The sequence below is a fragment of the Novosphingobium sp. PhB57 genome, from assembly GCF_004342985.1.
Taxonomy (GTDB): domain Bacteria; phylum Pseudomonadota; class Alphaproteobacteria; order Sphingomonadales; family Sphingomonadaceae; genus Novosphingobium.
The window spans coordinates 163548-180593 of sequence record NZ_SMBO01000005.1; the positions used below are offsets into that span (position 1 = coordinate 163548).

General features: G+C 67.3%; 5 protein-coding genes. 3 read left to right on the top strand and 2 right to left on the bottom strand.

Going from position 1 to position 17046, the window contains the following annotated elements:
• Positions 1-23: 23 nt before the first annotated feature.
• On the top strand, positions 24-764 hold the full coding sequence (locus EDF58_RS16170; RefSeq protein WP_132267442.1) for an SDR family oxidoreductase: 741 nt from the start codon (positions 24-26) through the stop codon (positions 762-764).
• Positions 765-852: 88 nt separating this feature from the next.
• Here EDF58_RS16170 and EDF58_RS16175 read toward each other — a convergent pair whose 3' ends face one another.
• Positions 853-2031, bottom strand: a complete 1179-nt coding sequence (locus EDF58_RS16175) for an aminotransferase (RefSeq protein ID WP_132267444.1) — start codon at positions 2029-2031, stop codon at positions 853-855.
• A gap of 291 nt (positions 2032-2322) precedes the next feature.
• Here EDF58_RS16175 and EDF58_RS16180 point away from each other — a divergent pair, with 291 nt between their 5' ends.
• Both EDF58_RS16180 and ftsH read left to right on the top strand, forming a co-directional pair.
• Complete coding sequence (locus tag EDF58_RS16180; RefSeq protein WP_132267445.1) at positions 2323-3396, top strand: DUF4118 domain-containing protein; 1074 nt, start codon at positions 2323-2325, stop codon at positions 3394-3396.
• A gap of 110 nt (positions 3397-3506) precedes the next feature.
• The gene (ftsH, locus tag EDF58_RS16185; RefSeq protein ID WP_132267447.1) at positions 3507-5438 is read left to right on the top strand and encodes an ATP-dependent zinc metalloprotease FtsH; all 1932 of its coding nucleotides are present in this window, start codon (positions 3507-3509) and stop codon (positions 5436-5438) included.
• 636 nt (positions 5439-6074) lie between these two features.
• Here the strand turns inward: ftsH and EDF58_RS16190 are convergent.
• The gene (locus EDF58_RS16190; protein WP_132267449.1) at positions 6075-16973 is read right to left on the bottom strand and encodes an Ig-like domain-containing protein; all 10899 of its coding nucleotides are present in this window, start codon (positions 16971-16973) and stop codon (positions 6075-6077) included.
• Positions 16974-17046: the final 73 nt, after the last annotated feature.

A 17046-nucleotide genomic window follows, 5' to 3' on the forward strand; every position in this document is an offset into this window, starting at 1 on the left:
ACGGGCAAGCCGAAAAGGATACGATGAGCGACCAGAAAGTCCTGCTTCTCGCCGGCGGCAGCGGTTCGATCGGCAGTGCCATCGCCCGCCAGGCCCTGGCCCATGGCTGGAAGGTCGCTCTTCATGGACGCACCCAGGAAAAAGTGACGGCGCTCGTCACCGGGCTTTCCTACCTTGGCACCGTGGACGGCTTCATTGCCGATGTCTGGGAAGAGGACGCGGCGGAAACCCTGATCGCCGAGGTGGGCGAGCAATATGGCCGGATCGACGCGGTGATCGATTGCGTCTCCACCGGGCCGCTCGGCATAACCGGACTGCTACCCGAGACCGCGCCCGAGACCTTCGGTGATTTCCTCAATGTCTCCGTCGGCTGGGTCGAGCGGCTCGCGCTCGCCAGCTACGGTTTCCTGGGAACGCAGGGCGGCACGTTCATCGCCCTCGTCTCCGACGCGGGAATCTACGCGGCGGCGCGCCAGAGCCTGATCGGCGCAGCCCGGGCCGGGACCATCGGCTTCGTGCGCAATTTCGCCGTCGAAGCCGCGCGTGACGGCATCCGCGCCCACGCCCTGTCCACCAGCTTCGTCGAGGGCAGCGAAAGCGCCATCCGCATGGGATCGGAGCGGATGGCCCGCGCCGCCCGCCGCGCCGGCCTGGGGCTGCCGACCGCGGACGACATCGCGCCGCTGGCCCTGTTCCTCTGTTCCGACGGGGCCGCGAAGATCACCGGACAAGTCATCAGCGTGAACGGCGGCCTGAACGCCTGAGGATTCGCGACCCGCGAATTAGGGGCGCGGGCCGGTGCCGTCTCAAGAAATGCCCCCATGGGCATTGTTCAAAGATCGCGCGCGCGTTTCATCCGGCCAACGCATGCCGAAACCGTGCAAGGCGCTGCACGGCCTCGTCCAGCACTTCCGCCGGCTTGGTGAAGCAGAAGCGGACCAAATGGCCCGGTGCCTGCGCCCCCTGGTAGAGCGCGGAAACCGGCACGGTCGCCACCCCGGCCTCCACCACCGCCCGCTCGCTGAAAGTCCGGTCCGCAAGGCCGATGCCCGAAGCGGACAAGTCGACATTGAGGAACCAGGTCGCCGCGTTCGGCAGAACGACGAAGCCCGCCTGCGCCAGCCCCGCCTTCAGCTGCTCGCGGGATTCCGCCCATTGCGCCCGTTGACCCGCCAGCACGGCGTCCGGCAGCGAGAGCCCTTCCGCAACGGCCCATTGCAGCGGCACCGCCGTGGCATAAGTCAGGAACTGGTGCGCGCGCGAAATCGCCGTGCCCAGCGCATCGGCCGCGATCATCCAGCCGATCTTCCAGCCCGTCAGCCCGAAGATCTTGCCTGCCGAGCCGATCTTCACCGTCCGGTCGGCCATGCCGGGGAACGCCATGAGCGAGCGGTGCGGAACCCCGTCGAAACGCACATCTTCCCAGACCTCGTCGCTGATCGCGATGAGATCGTGCGCGGTGCAGACCCGCGCGATCGCGGCGAGTTCCTCGTGGCTGGCGACCGTGCCCGCCGGGTTGAGCGGGTCGTTGAACATCAGCGCCCGCGTCCGCGGCGTGATCGCTGCCTCCAGCGCCTCGGCAGGGTAGCGGAATTCCGGCGGCAGCAGCGGGATCGAGATGGGAACGCCGCCCGCCCGGCGCACCAGCGGCGCATAGGCGTCATAAGCGGGCTGGAACAGGATCACCTCGTCCCCCGGCTGCACGAAGGCGAAGATGGCCGCAGCCAGCGCCTCCGTCGCGCCCGAGGTCACGGTGACTTGCTCCGCGGTAACCGGCAGGCCCTGGCGCCGCCCGTAATAGCCGCAGATCGCCTCGCGCAGTTCGATCAGGCCCGCGCCGGGCGGATACTGGTTCGACCGTTCGAACAGGGCGCGGCTTGCCGCCTCCAGCAGGGCGGGCGGGGGCGTCCCGTCCGGAAATCCCTGCCCCAGGTTGATCGCCCCATGTTCGCGCGCGAGCGCCGACATGCGGTCGAACACCGTGCGCTCCATTTCCGCATAGACCGGATGAATGCGGTCGGCTGTCTTCATGCCCGCAGGGGCTCCCCATCTTGTCCGGGCCGTTGCCACGCCAGTGCCCGGCCCTCCGGCGCCTTACCTCCGACAAACCGCCCGCGAGAGCAAGAGCGCTGCACGCCGGAGCGAAATCGGCGAGAACCGCGCCGAATGCCCGAACCGCAGGGAACCAGCGCGCCCACCACGCGTCATTGGCTTGATGGAAATCGCCTTCCGCTTGCGCCGGGGAGGATACAGCACGCACACATCCCCGCGCAGCCCGGACGGACACTCGCTGCTCCCGGCGAAGCGAGAGACTTGCCCGACATGAACCGACCAGTGCTGTTCTCCACCCCGTTCATCGAACGGCTGCCCCTGATCCCGGAGCGGCCACTGGTGCGCTACGGCACCACGGTGGCGCTCTGCATCCTGGCGGCCTGGCTGCGGTGGGAACTGGATGCCGCCTTTCCGCCGGGCTATCCTTATCTCACGTTCTTTCCCGCCGTGATCCTGTCCTCGTTCCTCTTCGGCCCCCGGCCGGGTATCATGGCTGCGGTGATCTGCGGGTTCTTTGCCTGGTACTTGTTCATCCCGCCCCGTTTCGGGCTGGCGCTAGATTACAAGTCGCTGGTTTCGCTGGCCTTCTACACCGGCGTGGTGGCGGTAGACATCGCCCTCGTGCATCTGATGCAACGGTTCAACGCGCGCCTTCACCTCGCGCAGGAGGAAGTCCGCCTGCTGGCCGAAGAGCGCGGCGTGCTGGCGGAACGTACCGAGCTGCTGTTCCAGGAGCTTCAGCACCGGGTGGGCAACAACCTGCAGATGATCGGCGCCGTCCTGTCGCTGCAATTGCGCGGGCTGGAGGAACCGACCGCCCGCCGCGCCATCGCCAATGCCGCCGGCCGGTTGCAGGTGATCGGCCGCATCCAGCGCCAGCTCTATCGACCGGACGGCGAACTCGTGCCGCTCGACCGCTTCGTCCACGATCTCTCGGGACAAGTCATGGATTCGAGCGGCCGGGAAGACATCGCCTGCAAGGTCGCCGTGGAGCCCGGCATCGTACTGCGGCCCGATGCCGCCGTGCCCGTGGCCCTGATTCTCTCCGAAGCCATGGCCAATGCGCTGGAACACGGCCTGGCTGCGCGCGACAGCGGCCTCATTCGCATCGACGTGCGCCGCCAGAGCGAAGGCATCGCCCTCAGCGTGGAAGACGACGGCGCGGGCCTGGCGCCGGACTTCGAGCCCGACCATGCCGAATCGATCGGGTTGCGGATTTCCCGTGTCCTGAGTCGCCAGCTCGAAGCCCGGCTCACGCTGGAAAATCTGCCCTGCGATTCGGGTCGCAGCGGCGCAAAAATGACCCTTCACCTGCCGCCAAGCCGTTTTGCCGAAGCGGAATGATCAGCAATGTCGCATCTCGGAGCCGAAACGATTACACTGACTGGCTCTGCTAACTTGCGATTCAGCCGCCCGACCCTACATTGGCGGGCGAAAGGACGGTTTCTCCCAAGATGAACGACGATCAGCCTAGCGGCAATCCCTGGGTCAAGAGCCTGCTCGTATGGGGCGGCATCTTTCTCGCGCTCCTCATGGTGGTATCCATGTTCAACACCCGCAGCGAGAGCGGGCCCATGATCGCCTATTCCGATTTCCGCGCGAAAGTTGCCGAAGGCAGCGTCCAGAGCGTGGAAGTGGGAGAGGACAGCATCGATGGGAAGATGAAGAACGGCGACACGTTCCGCACCGTCCCCGTCCCCGGCGACACCACGCTGACTCCGCTGCTTCAGCAGAGCGGCGTGCAATATGCCGGCAAGACGCCCGAGGAAGGCAGCCTGCTCGTCTACATCCTCGCGCAGACCCTTCCCTTCCTGCTGATCGTCGGCATTGCGTTCTTCGCGCTGCGCCAGGTCCAGAAGGGCGGCGGTTCCGGCGCGATGGGCTTCGGCAAGTCCAAAGCCAAGATGCTGACCGAGCGTTCGGGCCGCGTGACTTTCGACGATGTCGCCGGCATCGACGAAGCGCGGGAGGAACTGGAGGAAATCGTCGAGTTCCTGCGCGATCCCACCCGCTTCTCCAAGCTGGGCGGCCAGATCCCGAAGGGCGCGCTGCTGGTCGGTTCGCCGGGTACCGGCAAGACCCTGCTCGCCCGTGCCATCGCCGGTGAGGCGGGCGTGCCGTTCTTCACGATCTCCGGCTCGGACTTCGTCGAGATGTTCGTGGGCGTCGGCGCCAGCCGCGTGCGCGACATGTTCGAACAGGCCAAGAAGAACGCGCCCTGCATTGTCTTCATCGACGAAATCGACGCGGTCGGCCGCCATCGCGGTCACGGCCTCGGCAACTCGAACGACGAACGCGAGCAGACGCTGAACCAGCTTCTGGTCGAAATGGACGGTTTCGAGGCCAACGAGGGCATCATCATCATCGCGGCGACCAACCGCCCCGACGTGCTGGATCCCGCGCTGCTGCGCCCGGGCCGCTTCGACCGTCAGGTCGTGGTGCCGGTGCCGGATATCGAAGGCCGCGAGAAGATCCTGGCCGTGCACATGAAGAAGGTGCCGCTGGCGCCCGACGTCAACCCGCGCGTGATCGCGCGCGGCACGCCGGGCTTCTCGGGCGCCGATCTGGCCAACCTCGTCAACGAAGCCGCCCTGCTCGCCGCGCGCCGCAACAAGCGCCTGGTCGCCATGCAGGAGTTCGAGGACGCCAAGGACAAGGTCATGATGGGCGCGGAACGCCGCTCGATGGTCATGACCGACGACGAGAAGAAGATGACCGCTTATCACGAGGCCGGCCACGCGCTCGTCTCGCTGCATGAACCGGCATCCGACCCGATCCACAAGGCCACGATCATCCCGCGCGGCCGCGCGCTGGGCATGGTCATGCGCCTGCCGGAGCGTGACAGCTACTCGTACCACCGCGACAAGATGCTGGCGAACCTCTCGGTTGCCATGGGCGGCCGCGTGGCGGAAGAGATCATCTTCGGCTACGACAAGGTTTCGTCGGGTGCCTCGTCTGACATCCAGTACGCCACCAGCCTGGCCCGCAACATGGTCACCAAGTGGGGCATGTCGGACAAGCTGGGGCCGATCCAGTACGAGGAAAGCCAGGAAGGCTACCTTGGTATGGGCGGCACTCAGCGTACCATGAGTTCGGTGGACACCAACAAGCTGATCGACAGCGAAATCCGCGGCCTGGTCGACAATGCCCATGCCCGCGCCACGCAGCTGCTCAACGAATATAGCGAGCAGCTGGAATCCCTGGCCCAGGCCCTGCTGGAATACGAGACGCTCTCGGGCGACGAGATCAACCAGCTGCTGGAAACCGGCAAGCTCGATCGTCCCAGCGAGCCGCGCGGCCCCGGTGCACCGCGACCGCTGACCGGCTCTTCGATCCCCAAGGCTGGCCGCCGTTTCTCCGGCAGCGCCACCCCGCAGGGCGCCTGACGGAACAGACATCCCGGAACATGAGTTCTCCTTCGGGAGAATGCAGGAGGGGGCGCAAGGCTTAACGGTCTTGCGCCCCTTTGCCGTTGGCGCCGTGAGGATTTGGCTCGGAGGGCATTCGGGTCCGCTTTAACAGCGCTGAGCCGATTCAAACTCGGCCGGCCATCCCGCCGGTCGCTACCGTGGTGGGCAGTCCACGGAACCTCTCGCACCATGACGGTGATCGTGGGGCTGGAGGAACACGGCGTATTCGCGACAACGGGGTCGACGAGCCTGTCACCCGAGCAGCAACCGCAATACTCTGGCTCGACCATCGTGGTTGGGAATCTGCGAAGCTACCGAGGCTTCACGGCCAGAGTGTGGATGCCCGCTCCGCTTTCTCCTCTCCGCAATCACGGAAAAGAAGCACGGCTCATGTAAACGCGTCGGCTTTCACCGCTCATCTGCGCTCCCAACACATGCCGGAGGCCAGGACGGCTCGGCTCCTCAAGCGGCGGTGTGCTCAAGACCGCGCCAGTGACAACCAGACGCGAGAAAATCGAGACGCCGCGCCGCGCCGGCTTGGTGTCCCCTCTTCGTCCAAGCCGATATGGCAGCGGCTACTCGGCGAAATCCGGGTAACCGCCGCTCGCCCCGTCAGACAACCACCAGCACCGGGTGGTCGACGTAGATGTCCGTCACGCCCAGCGTGTAGTGATTATAAGCCTCCCCATTGATAAGGGTCTGGCCCTGGAAGACCGCGCCGGACATCGTGACCCGGTCGCTACCGTCGCCCGTCACCGTGAGTTGGTGATGGCTGTCCGTCGCGCGCAGCACCCCCGCTTCAGTGAGCGTGATCTGCCGTCCCGCGTCGCCCGTACCCAGATCGATCCGCTCGACGTTGCGGATGTTGGATACCGCGTCGAGGTTCAGCACGGCACCCGTGCCACTGGCGATCAGGAGCGTGTCGGTCCCCGCGCCGCCGTCAATCAGCGTGTCGGCCGCATCGTAGACCAGCGTGTCGTCGCCGGCGCCGCCGTTCAGGCTATCGGCGCCTGCCCCGCCGCGCAGGAGATCGTTCCCGTCGTTTCCGTTCAAGGTGTCGTTGCCACCGTAGCCGTAGAGCCGATCGTTTCCAGCCGATCCGTTCAGGGTATTGGCGCCGGACGTGCCTTCGAACAACGTGGAAGAGCCACCGGCGTTGAGGAGGCTGACATCCAGCAGCGTCCCCGTGGAGGCACTGGCATTCAGCCCGGCCATGTCGGTGGCGGAGATCGTCGTCGCACTCAGGACATCCAGCCCCAGAAGCGTGAGGTTCTGGGTGAAATGGACTGTGTTCAGCAGTTCGTTCACCGCCATGTTGTCCATCGCCCCGCCGCTGAGTGACGTGATGGTCAGGGTGGAGGACGGCCCGAGAATGCCCAGAATGCCCGAGGAGTTCGATATTTGAACCTGCAAGCCAAGCTCTGCGGCCAGAGCCGAGGACGCGGTCAGCGTATAGGCCCCCAATGCAAGAGACAGGGTGGGAGCGTAGCGCACCTGCACGGTCTTGAGATTGTTGTTCGGATCCACGGCGGTCAGAGACTGCCCGCCGAGGTCGATCAGGTTCAGCGCTTCAAGCCCCACCAGTCCGAGCAATGATCCATTGGTGGCCTGCACCATCGGCGCCAGTTCCGGCACGGCGGTGACGTTCACCGTCTGCGCAGCGCTGCTGCCGACGTTGCCTGCCGCGTCGACGACGCGAACAGCCAAGGCATGCGATCCGGTGGAAACGGTGCCGAGACCGTAATACCAGCTCTGGCCGGAAGTGCCTGCTGTCACCCAATCGCCGCCATCCAGCCGCACCTGAACGGTCTCGCCCGCTGCAAGCGCGGTGCTGAGCGTGCCGCCTACCGTCGGGCTGTGATCGTAAGTGCTCCAGTCGCCCGTGGTGCCGGTATCGGTCACCAGCGTGGTGATGGCGATCGTTGCCGAAGGCGGCGTCCGGTCCAGCGTCATCGCATAGGCGTTGGAAGCCGCACTGGCGTTCCCGGCAGCATCGACCGTTACCGCGGTGAAGGTATGGACGCCGTCCCCCAGCCCGCCCGCCGGCGTGTAGGTCCATGCGCCCGAACCATTGGTGACGGTCGAGCCGAGCGCCACGCCGTTGTCATAGACGATCACCGTCGTGTTCGCAGGCCCGGTGCCGATCAGTTGCGGCGCCGAATCGTTCGAGGATCCCCCATTGGCGACCACGCCGGTATTGGGCGCCAGGTCATCCACGATCGAGGAGATGACCGGAACCGCCGGAGGCGCCGTATCGACAGTGACGACGAAGCTGTTGGAGGCCGCACCGGGATTGCCCGCAGCATCGGTGGCGATGGCCGTGAACGTATAGGTTCCCTGCGCCAGCGGAGCGACCGGCACAAAGCTCCAATTGCCCCCGGCGTCAGCCGTGGTCGTGCCCAGGGCCGCCCCATTGGCCGAGATCGTCACTGTCGATCCCACTTCAGCCGTGCCGCGCAGCAGCGGCAGCGTATCGTCCGTCACACCCCCGCTGGCGACCGGCCCCTGCACCGTGCCGACATCATCGAACAGAGTGGCTATCGTCGGCGCAGCAGGGGCCACGATGTCGACCCAGACAAGGAAGGTCGCGGAGGCCGGGCCCTGGTTGCCGACGGCGTCGGTCGCCCTGGCCGTGAAGCTGTGCTCGCCCTGCGGCAGAGCCACGGAAGGCGTGAAGCTCCAGGCACCGGAACCGTCAGCCACGGCCGTGCCCAGCAGGTTTGCGCCTTCGTAGATCGAGACCGTGGAATTGGCCTCCGCCGTGCCCACCAGCGTCGGCCGGGTGTCGTCCGTGGGCGCACCGTTGACCACGTTTCCAGTGATCGGGCCGGTATCGTCGGCGGCGTAGGAAATCGTCGGCGCGCCCGGCGGCGTGGTGTCCACGGTCACCGCATAGGCCGCCGAGGCGGGGCTGATGTTGCCAGCCGCATCGCGCGCCGTGGCCGTGAAATTGTGCAGGCCGTCCGGCAGGCCGGTAGGCGGGGTGAAGCTCCATGCGCCGCTGCCGCTCGCCACCACGGTCCCCAGCAGGGCGCCATTGTTGTAGATCGAGACCGTGGAATTGGCCTCCGCCGTGCCGGTCAGGGCAGGCGTACCGTCATCGGTTGCCCCGCCGTTGGCAATCGGACCCTGCCGCGTGCCGACATCGTCGCTTGCGGTGCTGATCGTGGGCGCCGCCGGCGGCGTCGTATCGACCGTCAGGGCGAAGGCGGCTGTCGCCCCGCTCGTGTTGCCGACGGCATCGGTGGCCGTCACCGTAAGCGAATGCGGGCCGGTTCCAAGCGGTGCGGCCGGAGTGAGGCTCCAGCGCCCGGAGCCATCGGCGGTGGTGGTGCCGATCAGGACGACACCGTCATAAACGGAGATCACGGCGTTGTTTTCCGCGGTGCCGGTCAGCGTGGGCCGGGCATCGTCGGTCGTCGCGCCGGGGGCAAGGCTGCCCTGCACCGATCCCACATCGTCCGCCACCGACGTCACCACCGGAACGGCCGGTGCGGCCGTGTCCACGGTGAGCGTATAGATATTGGACAACCCGCTCTGGTTGCCCGCGGCGTCCGTGGCCGTGGCGGTCAACCCATGCTGCCCGGTGCCCAGCGCGCCGGGAGGCGTGAAGATCCACTGCCCCCCGCCATCACTGACGGTCGTGCCCAGCAGCGTTGCTCCTTCGTAGATCGACACGATGGCATTCGCCGCAGCCGAACCGCTCAGCGTCGGCCGGGCATCGTCGGTCGAGCCACCGGATGCTACCGAACCCTGGATCGATCCAATATCGTCCACCGCGTTGGCGATCACCGGCGGGGCCGGCGCATTGGTCACCACCGTCACCACATAAGGCGCCGAGCCGCCGCTCACATTGCCGAGGGCATCGGTCGCCGTCACGGTGAAATTATGGCTGCCTTGGCCGAGCGGCGCGGAAGGCGTGAACAACCAGGTCCCGGAAGGGCCCGCCGCCGTCGTGCCGAGCAGCACCCCACCGTCGTAGACCGAGACCGTGGCACCGGGCTCCGTCGTGCCGGACAGGGTCGGCGTGGTATCGTCCGTCGAGCCGCCACTGGCGACAGGCCCCATCACCACACCCGCATTGTCGGCTGCCGAGGCTATCGCGGGCGTGGGAGGAGGCGTGCGATCGATGGTCGTGGCGGTAGGCAGCGAACTGTTGCCCGCCGGATCGACCGCGGTTGCGCTTACGATAACGCCGCCGCCCAACTGCGTGACAGGCGTATACGTCCAGTGACCGCTGCCGTCCGCCAGCACCGAAACGTCCGAAACAGTGTCCCCGTCCAGGTCAAGCCGGACCGTGGCGCCCGCCTCGGCGGTGCCGGTCAGCACCGAGCCGTTGCTGGCGTCGATCGTGGGTGCGCCTGGCGGGATGGTATCGACACCGAAAGCCAGCGGTTCGCTGTTCAGGCTCTGGAGACCGCTTTCAGAGGCTGTGGCGGTAATGCTGTGCGCACCGTCCGCCAGCGGCACCACCGGGGTAAAGGTCCAGATGCCCCCGCCGTCAGCAGTGGTCGTGCCGAGTTGGACGCCGTTGTCGAAGATCGTGACAAGGCTGTTCGCCTGCGCTGTGCCGTGGATTTCCGGGCGATTATCGTCCGTGGTGCCGCCCGCGCCGATCGGTCCCTGAGTGGTACCCACATCGTCCGCGACAAGGGGGGTAGCGGGGATCGGCGGCGGCGTGGTGTCGATCGACGTGTTCACCACTTCGCTGGCAGGGCCCGAACGGTTGCCCGCAGGGTCCACGGCAACGGCGGTCACCGTCGTGCCGTCATTCAGGCCCGGCGCAAAAGTGACGCTCCACTGGCCGAAGCTGTCGACCGTGGTCGTCGCGTCCGCCGCGTTGTCGCCATCGACGTCGAGTTCGATAGTGGCGCCAGGATCGCCGGTGCCCGAAACGGTCGTTCCGTCCGTGGCGTTGAGCGCGGGCACGCCGGGCGCAGTGGTGTCGACCTCGATATCGTAAGCCGCAGAGGGCGGGCTGACATTGCCGGCAGCATCGGTTGCCGTGACCACGAAACTGTAGCTGCCTTGCGGGAGGCTTGGCGAGAAGGACCATGCTCCATTCGGCGCGGCCGATGTCGTCGCGACGATGGTGCCATTGATATAAAGCGTAATGGTCGCCTCGGCCTCTGCCGTACCTTCGATCAAGGGTTGGGTATCGTTGGTGGAACCGCCATCCGCCACCGTGCCCGTCTGTGGGGCAGTGAAATCCTCTACCCGCTGGATCAGCGGGGCGGGCGGTGCATTGGTATCCAGAGTGAAGGCGAACGATGTGGAGGGCGCGCTGACGTTGCCGGCCGCGTCCGTCGCGGTCAGCGTGATGGCATGGTTCGCACCGGCGAGCACGGTCGAAGGTGTAAAGGTCCAGGCCCCCGAGGCGTCCGCGACAGCCGTGCCGATAGGCGTTCCGTTGTCGAGTATCGTGACGAGACTGCCAGAATCCGCGGTTCCGGTGAACTCGGGCGATGTGTCGTTGGTGAAGCCGTTGACCGGCACGTTGCCCCGGATCGGATCCTCGTTATCCGTAATCACGGCCAGTGCGGGCGTGCCGGGTGGGAGGGCATCGATCGTGACCACGGTCTTCCCGGACAGGTTGCCTGCCGCATCGCCGGCCGTCACTGCCACCGTCGTCCCGTTGGGCAGGGTGGTCGGCAGGGTATAGCTCCACGCGCCTGCCCCATTTGCCTGGACTTGCGCTTCGACGGAGCCGTCGTTGCCGATGTCGATACTGACGATGGCGTTCGGTTCCGCCGTTCCGGTCAGGCTTGCCTGCCCGTTGCTGGGGGCCACGACCGGCGCAGGCGGCGGCGTGGCATCGATGGTGAAGCTGAACGAAGAGGAATCGGGCCCGACATTGCCGACCGCATCCGTGGAGCGCACGATGATCGTCTGCGCCCCGTCCGCAAGGTTCGGCGTGAAGGTCCAGGCGCCCGATCCGTCGGCAAGCGTCGTGCCGATCTGCACTCCGTTGGCGAGGATCGTGACGGTCGCATTGGGCTCGGCCGTGCCGGCGATGGTAGGCGAGGCGTCGTTGGTAAGGCCGCCCGCGGGCACGGTGCCCAGAACGCCCGGTGCATTGTCCGTGACCGAAACGATGCTCGGCGCCGCGGGGGCTGCCGTGTCAACCGTCACGACATAGCTGTTCGATATCGGGCTGGCATTCCCTGCGGCATTGAGGGCAACGGCCGTAAGCACATGCGTCGCATTGCCTAGCGGCACCGATGGGATCAGGCTCCAGATCCCTGAACCGTTGGCAAGCGCCGTCCCGACTTGCACCCCGTCCGCATAGACCAGGACCGTGGCGTTGGCCGGGGATGTGCCGGCGATGGCGGGCTGGGAATCATCGGTGCGGCCGCCCGTGGCGACATTGCCTTGGGCCGAACCGACGGCGTCGGTCACGCTGCCGATCACCGGTGCGGCCGGGATCGCGGTATCGACCGTGATCGTATAGGCACTCGACGCCGGGCTGAGATTTCCGGTCGCATCGGTCGCTCTGGCGCCGAAGACATGGCTTCCCGGCGTAAGCGGCGTCGTGAGCGCGAGGGTCCAGGTGCCGGTATTGCTTGTCAGCGCCTGGCCAAGGGCGACGCCGTTATCGAACACCGTAACGGTCGACCCGGCCTCGGCGGTGCCGGTGATGAGGGGCAAAGTATCGTCCGTCGTCCCGCCGTTGGCGACGGAACCCATTTGCGGGCCCTGATCGTCCACCGCGCTGGTAATGACCGGAGCTGCCGGAGGGGTCCTGTCCACCACAAGGCTGCGCGAGGCCGAAGTATTGCCCGCCGCATCCGTGGCTGTCCCGATGACCGTCGCACCGTCCGGCAGAGGAAGGAGCGGGCTGTAGGTCCAGACGCCGGAACCGTTCGCCGTCACCTGAACGTCCACCGTGCCGTTGCCATCCAGGTCGAGATTGACCGTGGCATCGGGCTCCGCCGTGCCGGTCAGCGTTGCCCCCGTGCTCGGCGCGATCACCGGCGCGGCGGGCGGGGTCGTGTCCACGGTCAGGGTGAATGGCGATGATGCACCGCTGGCGTTTCCAGCAGCATCGGTCGCGATCGCCGTGAAGACATGCGTACCCTGCACGAGCGCCGGACTGGGGAAGATGCTCCAGGCGCCGGTGATGCTGGCCGCCACGGTGCCGATCGCGTTGCCATTGTCGAACACGGTGACGGTCGAGAAAGGCTCGGCCGTGCCCGAAAGCACCGGCACCGCGTCATCGGTGATGGCGCCCGTCAGCAGCAGGCCCTGGCGCGAGCCGACATTGTCCACCGCGGATTGGAACACCGGCGCGGAGGGCGGCGCGGTGTCGATCGTGATGAGGTAGGGGGCGGAAACGATGCTCGCTGTGCCCGCTGCATTGCTGCTGCGCGCGGTATAGGCATAAGTCCCCTGCGAGAGGGGTGCGCTGGGCGTGTAGCGCCAGATGCCGAGTTGATCGGCCGAGACGGTGGCGACGGCCACGCCGCCGCGCAGGATCGTGACCGCGGCATTGGGATCCGCCGTGCCGATCAGGCTGGGCTGGGTATCGTTAGTGGTGCTGCCGCTGGCCACGAAGCCCTGCTCCGTACCGATATTATCGGTGGCGCCGCTGATTTCGGGGGCATCGGGCGAGCCGCTGTCGATCGTTACGGCGTAAGCGGCGGACTGTGGGCTGAGATTGCCCGCTGCGTCGCGCGCGGTGACCACGAAAGTGTGGCTGCCCTGGTCCAGGGCGGAACCGGGCGTGAAGCTCCAGGCGCCGGAGCCATTGGCGCTGGTCGTGCCGAGCAGGACACCATTGTCGTAGATCGACACGAAGGACCCGCCCTCCGCTGTTCCGGTCAGGGCAGGAACGGCGTCATCGGTCGAACCGCCGTTCGCGACCGGGCCCTGACTGTCCCCGACATCGTCCGCGACGGACGTAATGACGGGCGCGGCCGGCGCCACGGTGTCTATGGTCAGCGCAAAAGATGCCGAGGATGCGCTGCTGTTGCCGACGGCATCCGTGGCCGTGATCGTGAAGGCATGGCTTCCTTGCGCCAACGGGATGCTGGGCGTGAAGGTCCAGAGGCCGCCCACATCGGCCTGAACGGTCCCGAGCAGCGTGCCGCCGTTGTATATCGAGACCGTGGAGCCGGGGTCGGCCGAGCCGGAGATGGCCGGTTGCCGGTCGTCGGTGGACGCACCATCGGCCAGTGTGCCTTGCGACGAACCCACATCATCCGTGAAGGCTGTGAAGGCCGGGACGGCAGGTGGCTGCCGGTCTACGGTGATCGAAGCCCCGGCAGAAGTATTGCCGGCCGCATCGGTGGCCGTCGCATGGACCACGACGCCATCCGCCAGCGGCGTGGCGGGCGTGTAACTCCAGCGGCCGTCCGTATCGGCCTGCACGGTCTGGTCTGCCGTGCCGTCACTGTCGAAGTCCAGGCCGATCATGGCGCCTGCTTCCGCGGTTCCGCGGAGGATGGCGCCATTGGACGCCTCGATCACCGGGGCTGGTGGCGGCGTATTGTCGACCGTCAGGACGAAGGCCGTCGACGGCATGCTCTCGTTGCCGAGGCCGTCCGTCGTGGTGGCGGTCAGGCTGTGGGCGCCTTCCGCCAAGGTCGGCGTGAACGTCCAGGCACCGATGCTGTCCGCATGCGTCGTGCCGAGCAGCACACCACTGTCGTAGATGGACACGAGCACGCCCGGCTCCGCCGTGCCGGCGAGCAGAGGCGTCGTATCGTCGCTCGTATCGCCACTGGACAGCGTGCCCTGATCGGGGCCGGCGCTGTCCGTGGCGCTGCCGATGGCAGGGACGGGCGGCGGGGTGCTGTCGATGGTGGTATCGACCGTTTCGGTCGCCGGGGGCGACGAATTCCCCGCTGCATCGCGCGCGGCCACGGTAATGGTGGTGCCCTCCGCAAGGCCCGGCGTGAACGTCACGCTCCAGCGTCCGTCTCCGGCCGCGATCGTCGTGGCATCGGCGGCACCGTCGCCGTTGGTATCGACCGTGACGACAGCCCCGGCCTCCGCCGTGCCGGAAACCGTCACCCCGTCAGTGGGGTTGAGAGTGGGCGCGGCCGGGGCCGTGAGATCCAGCGTCACCGCATAGTCCGAGGACGGGCCGCCAAGGTTGCCTGCTCCGTCGAGCGACGTGATCGAGAACCGATGCGCGCCCTCCCCCAGACTGGCCGTGACGAAACTCCAGTTGCCCGAGCCATCTGCAATCGCCGTGCCCAGCAAGACCCCGCCATCGCGGATCGAGACGGTGGAGCCTGCCGGAGCGGATCCGGCCAGGGTCAGGGTGGGATCGTTGCTGGTCCCGCCGCTGGCGATCAGGCCGGTATTGCCGGCAAGATTGTCGATCGCGGCATCGATGGTCGGCGCCACGGGCACGCTCGCGTCCACGACGAGGATGACGGCGGGCGAAGCATTGCCCGCCGGATCGCCCGCGACGATGCTGACGGGCGTGCCGTCGGGGATGAGAGTGCCCGGCACATAGGCCCAGTTCCCGTCGACATCGGCCTGCACCACGGCATCCACCGTGCCATCGCCGCCGATATCGATGCTGACTGCGGTCCCCGGATCGGCCGTACCCAGCAGCCCGGCGCCATTGCTGGGCGCAGCGGTGGGAATCGCCGGCGGGATCGTATCCACCGTGAATGCGAAAGCCGCCGACGGTGCACTTTCGTTGCCGCTGGCATCGGTCGCCGTGAAGGCGAAGCTGTGCGCGCCCTCCCCCAGGGCGAGCAGTGGCGTGAAGGTCCAGTCTCCGCTACCATTGGCCACGGCCGTGCCGATCGCTGCGCCATTGTCATAGACAGTGATCGTCGCGCCCGGTTCGACGCCGGAGCCGGAGAAGGTCGGCGTGGGATCGTCCGTCACGCCGCCGCTGACAAAGGCGCCTTGAATCGCGCCGACATCGTCGCTGGGGGCGTCATTCCCGGGCACGGCGGGGGGCGTGCTGTCGACGCTCCGGTCCACCGTCGCGGCCGCGGCGGGTGAGGCATTTCCGGCGGCATCCACCGCCACGACGGTCACTACGGTGCCATCCGCCAGCGCCGGATCCAACGTGATGCTCCAGGCGCCTTGCGCATCAGCCGCCGTGCTGACGTCCGGCTGGCCATCGCCGTCGAGATCGATTTCCACGGTCGCGCCCGGTTCCGCCGTTCCCGAAAGGGTCACGCCGTCCGTGGCACCGACCAGGGGTGTGGCCGGCGCGAGGGTGTCCACGGTAAAGCCGAAGGCTGCCGATGCGCCGCTGACATTGCCCGCCGCGTCGCTTGCCGTGACGGTGATGGCATGAGCGCCATCGGAAAGGGCCGCTGCGGACGTAAAGCTCCAGTTTCCAGCGGCATCCGCCTTCGTGGTGCCCAGCAGAACCCCCTGGTCGTAGACCGACACCGTCGCGCCCGCCTCCGCAGTGCCGTGGATCGTCGGCCGGGCGTCATCGGTCACTCCGCCCGCGGCGACGGCGCCCGAGACGGTCCCGACATCGTCGTCGAGCGCGCCGATGGCCGGCACCGGCGGCGCAGAAAGATCGATGGTCAGCGTTGCGGCGGGGCTGGCATTGCCCACCGCGTCCGTCGCGACAACCGTGACAGTAGTGCCATCGGCAAGCGGTGAGGCCGGCGTGTAGCGCCAGCGTCCCTGGGCATCGGCGGTCACCGTGGCATCGGCCTTGCCATCGCCATTGAGGTCTATCGAAAGGGTCGATCCGGCTTCGGCGCTGCCGGTCAGCACCGTGCCGTCGCTGGGATCGATGGAGGGTCTGGCCGGGGCGGCGGCGTCGACCACGATCCGGGTCGCAGTCGAGGCATTCCCGGCCGCGTCTACCGCCGTTACGCTGACCGCCGCGCCATTTGCGAGCGGCGTTCCCGGCACATAGCTCCACTTGCCGTCCGTCCCGGCGGTTACGGTGGCATCGGTCGTGCCGTCCCCATTGAGATCGATGCGGACGGTCGCACCCGGCTCGGCCGTGCCGGAGAGGGCCTTGCCATTGCTGGGCGCCACGGTCGGCGCGGCCGGCGCCGTGGTGTCCACAGGCGAAGCACTGCGGTGATGATGCCCGCCCGTCGCGGCCGCGACGGCGCCGCCGACGCCCAGAACGCCAAGGCCGATCAGCGCGGCATTGCCGAGACCAAGCCCGCCGCCCCCTGCCGCAGCCGCAGCCCCTGCGCCGGCAGCCGCATCCAGCGGGGTCGTCTGGAAAGTAAGCGCTTCCGTCGATGTGTCGCCCGGCACGAAGCAGGCGCTTTCACTCAGGCCGACCAGCCACTGGCCGGTGCCGGCAGGGTCCACGAAAGTCAGCTGGTCCAGCGCTTCGGCCGGGCATCCGAAATAGCCCTCAAGCCGGATCGTCGAACCGTCTGCGAAATGGATGACCAGATCGTCGCCTTCACGCAGCATCGACGACACGGAAGATGGCGCCGCACCGACACGCACCTGAGACCCCGCATCCACCTGAACTTGCGTTATCCCGTCATGCGCGACGGTTGTCTTCACGGCCTTGGTCGCGCGATTGGTGATGTCGACACGCTTGTCCATCAGAGGTCTCCCAACGGTATGGATGGCATCCTTCTTCAGGGCGCTTCACGTCACGGTTGAAAGTCTGCCTCGC

Bases quoted from the DNA above. Each gene is read 5' to 3' on its own strand.
- EDF58_RS16170 (WP_132267442.1), top strand. From the start codon at position 24: ATGAGCGACCAGAAAGTCCTGCTTCTCGCCGGCGGCAGCGGTTCGATC.
- ftsH (WP_132267447.1), top strand. From the start codon at position 3,507: ATGAACGACGATCAGCCTAGCGGCAATCCCTGGGTCAAGAGCCTGCTC.
- EDF58_RS16175 (WP_132267444.1), bottom strand. From the start codon at position 2,031: ATGAAGACAGCCGACCGCATTCATCCGGTCTATGCGGAAATGGAGCGC.
- EDF58_RS16180 (WP_132267445.1), top strand. From the start codon at position 2,323: ATGAACCGACCAGTGCTGTTCTCCACCCCGTTCATCGAACGGCTGCCC.
- EDF58_RS16190 (WP_132267449.1), bottom strand. From the start codon at position 16,973: ATGGACAAGCGTGTCGACATCACCAATCGCGCGACCAAGGCCGTGAAG.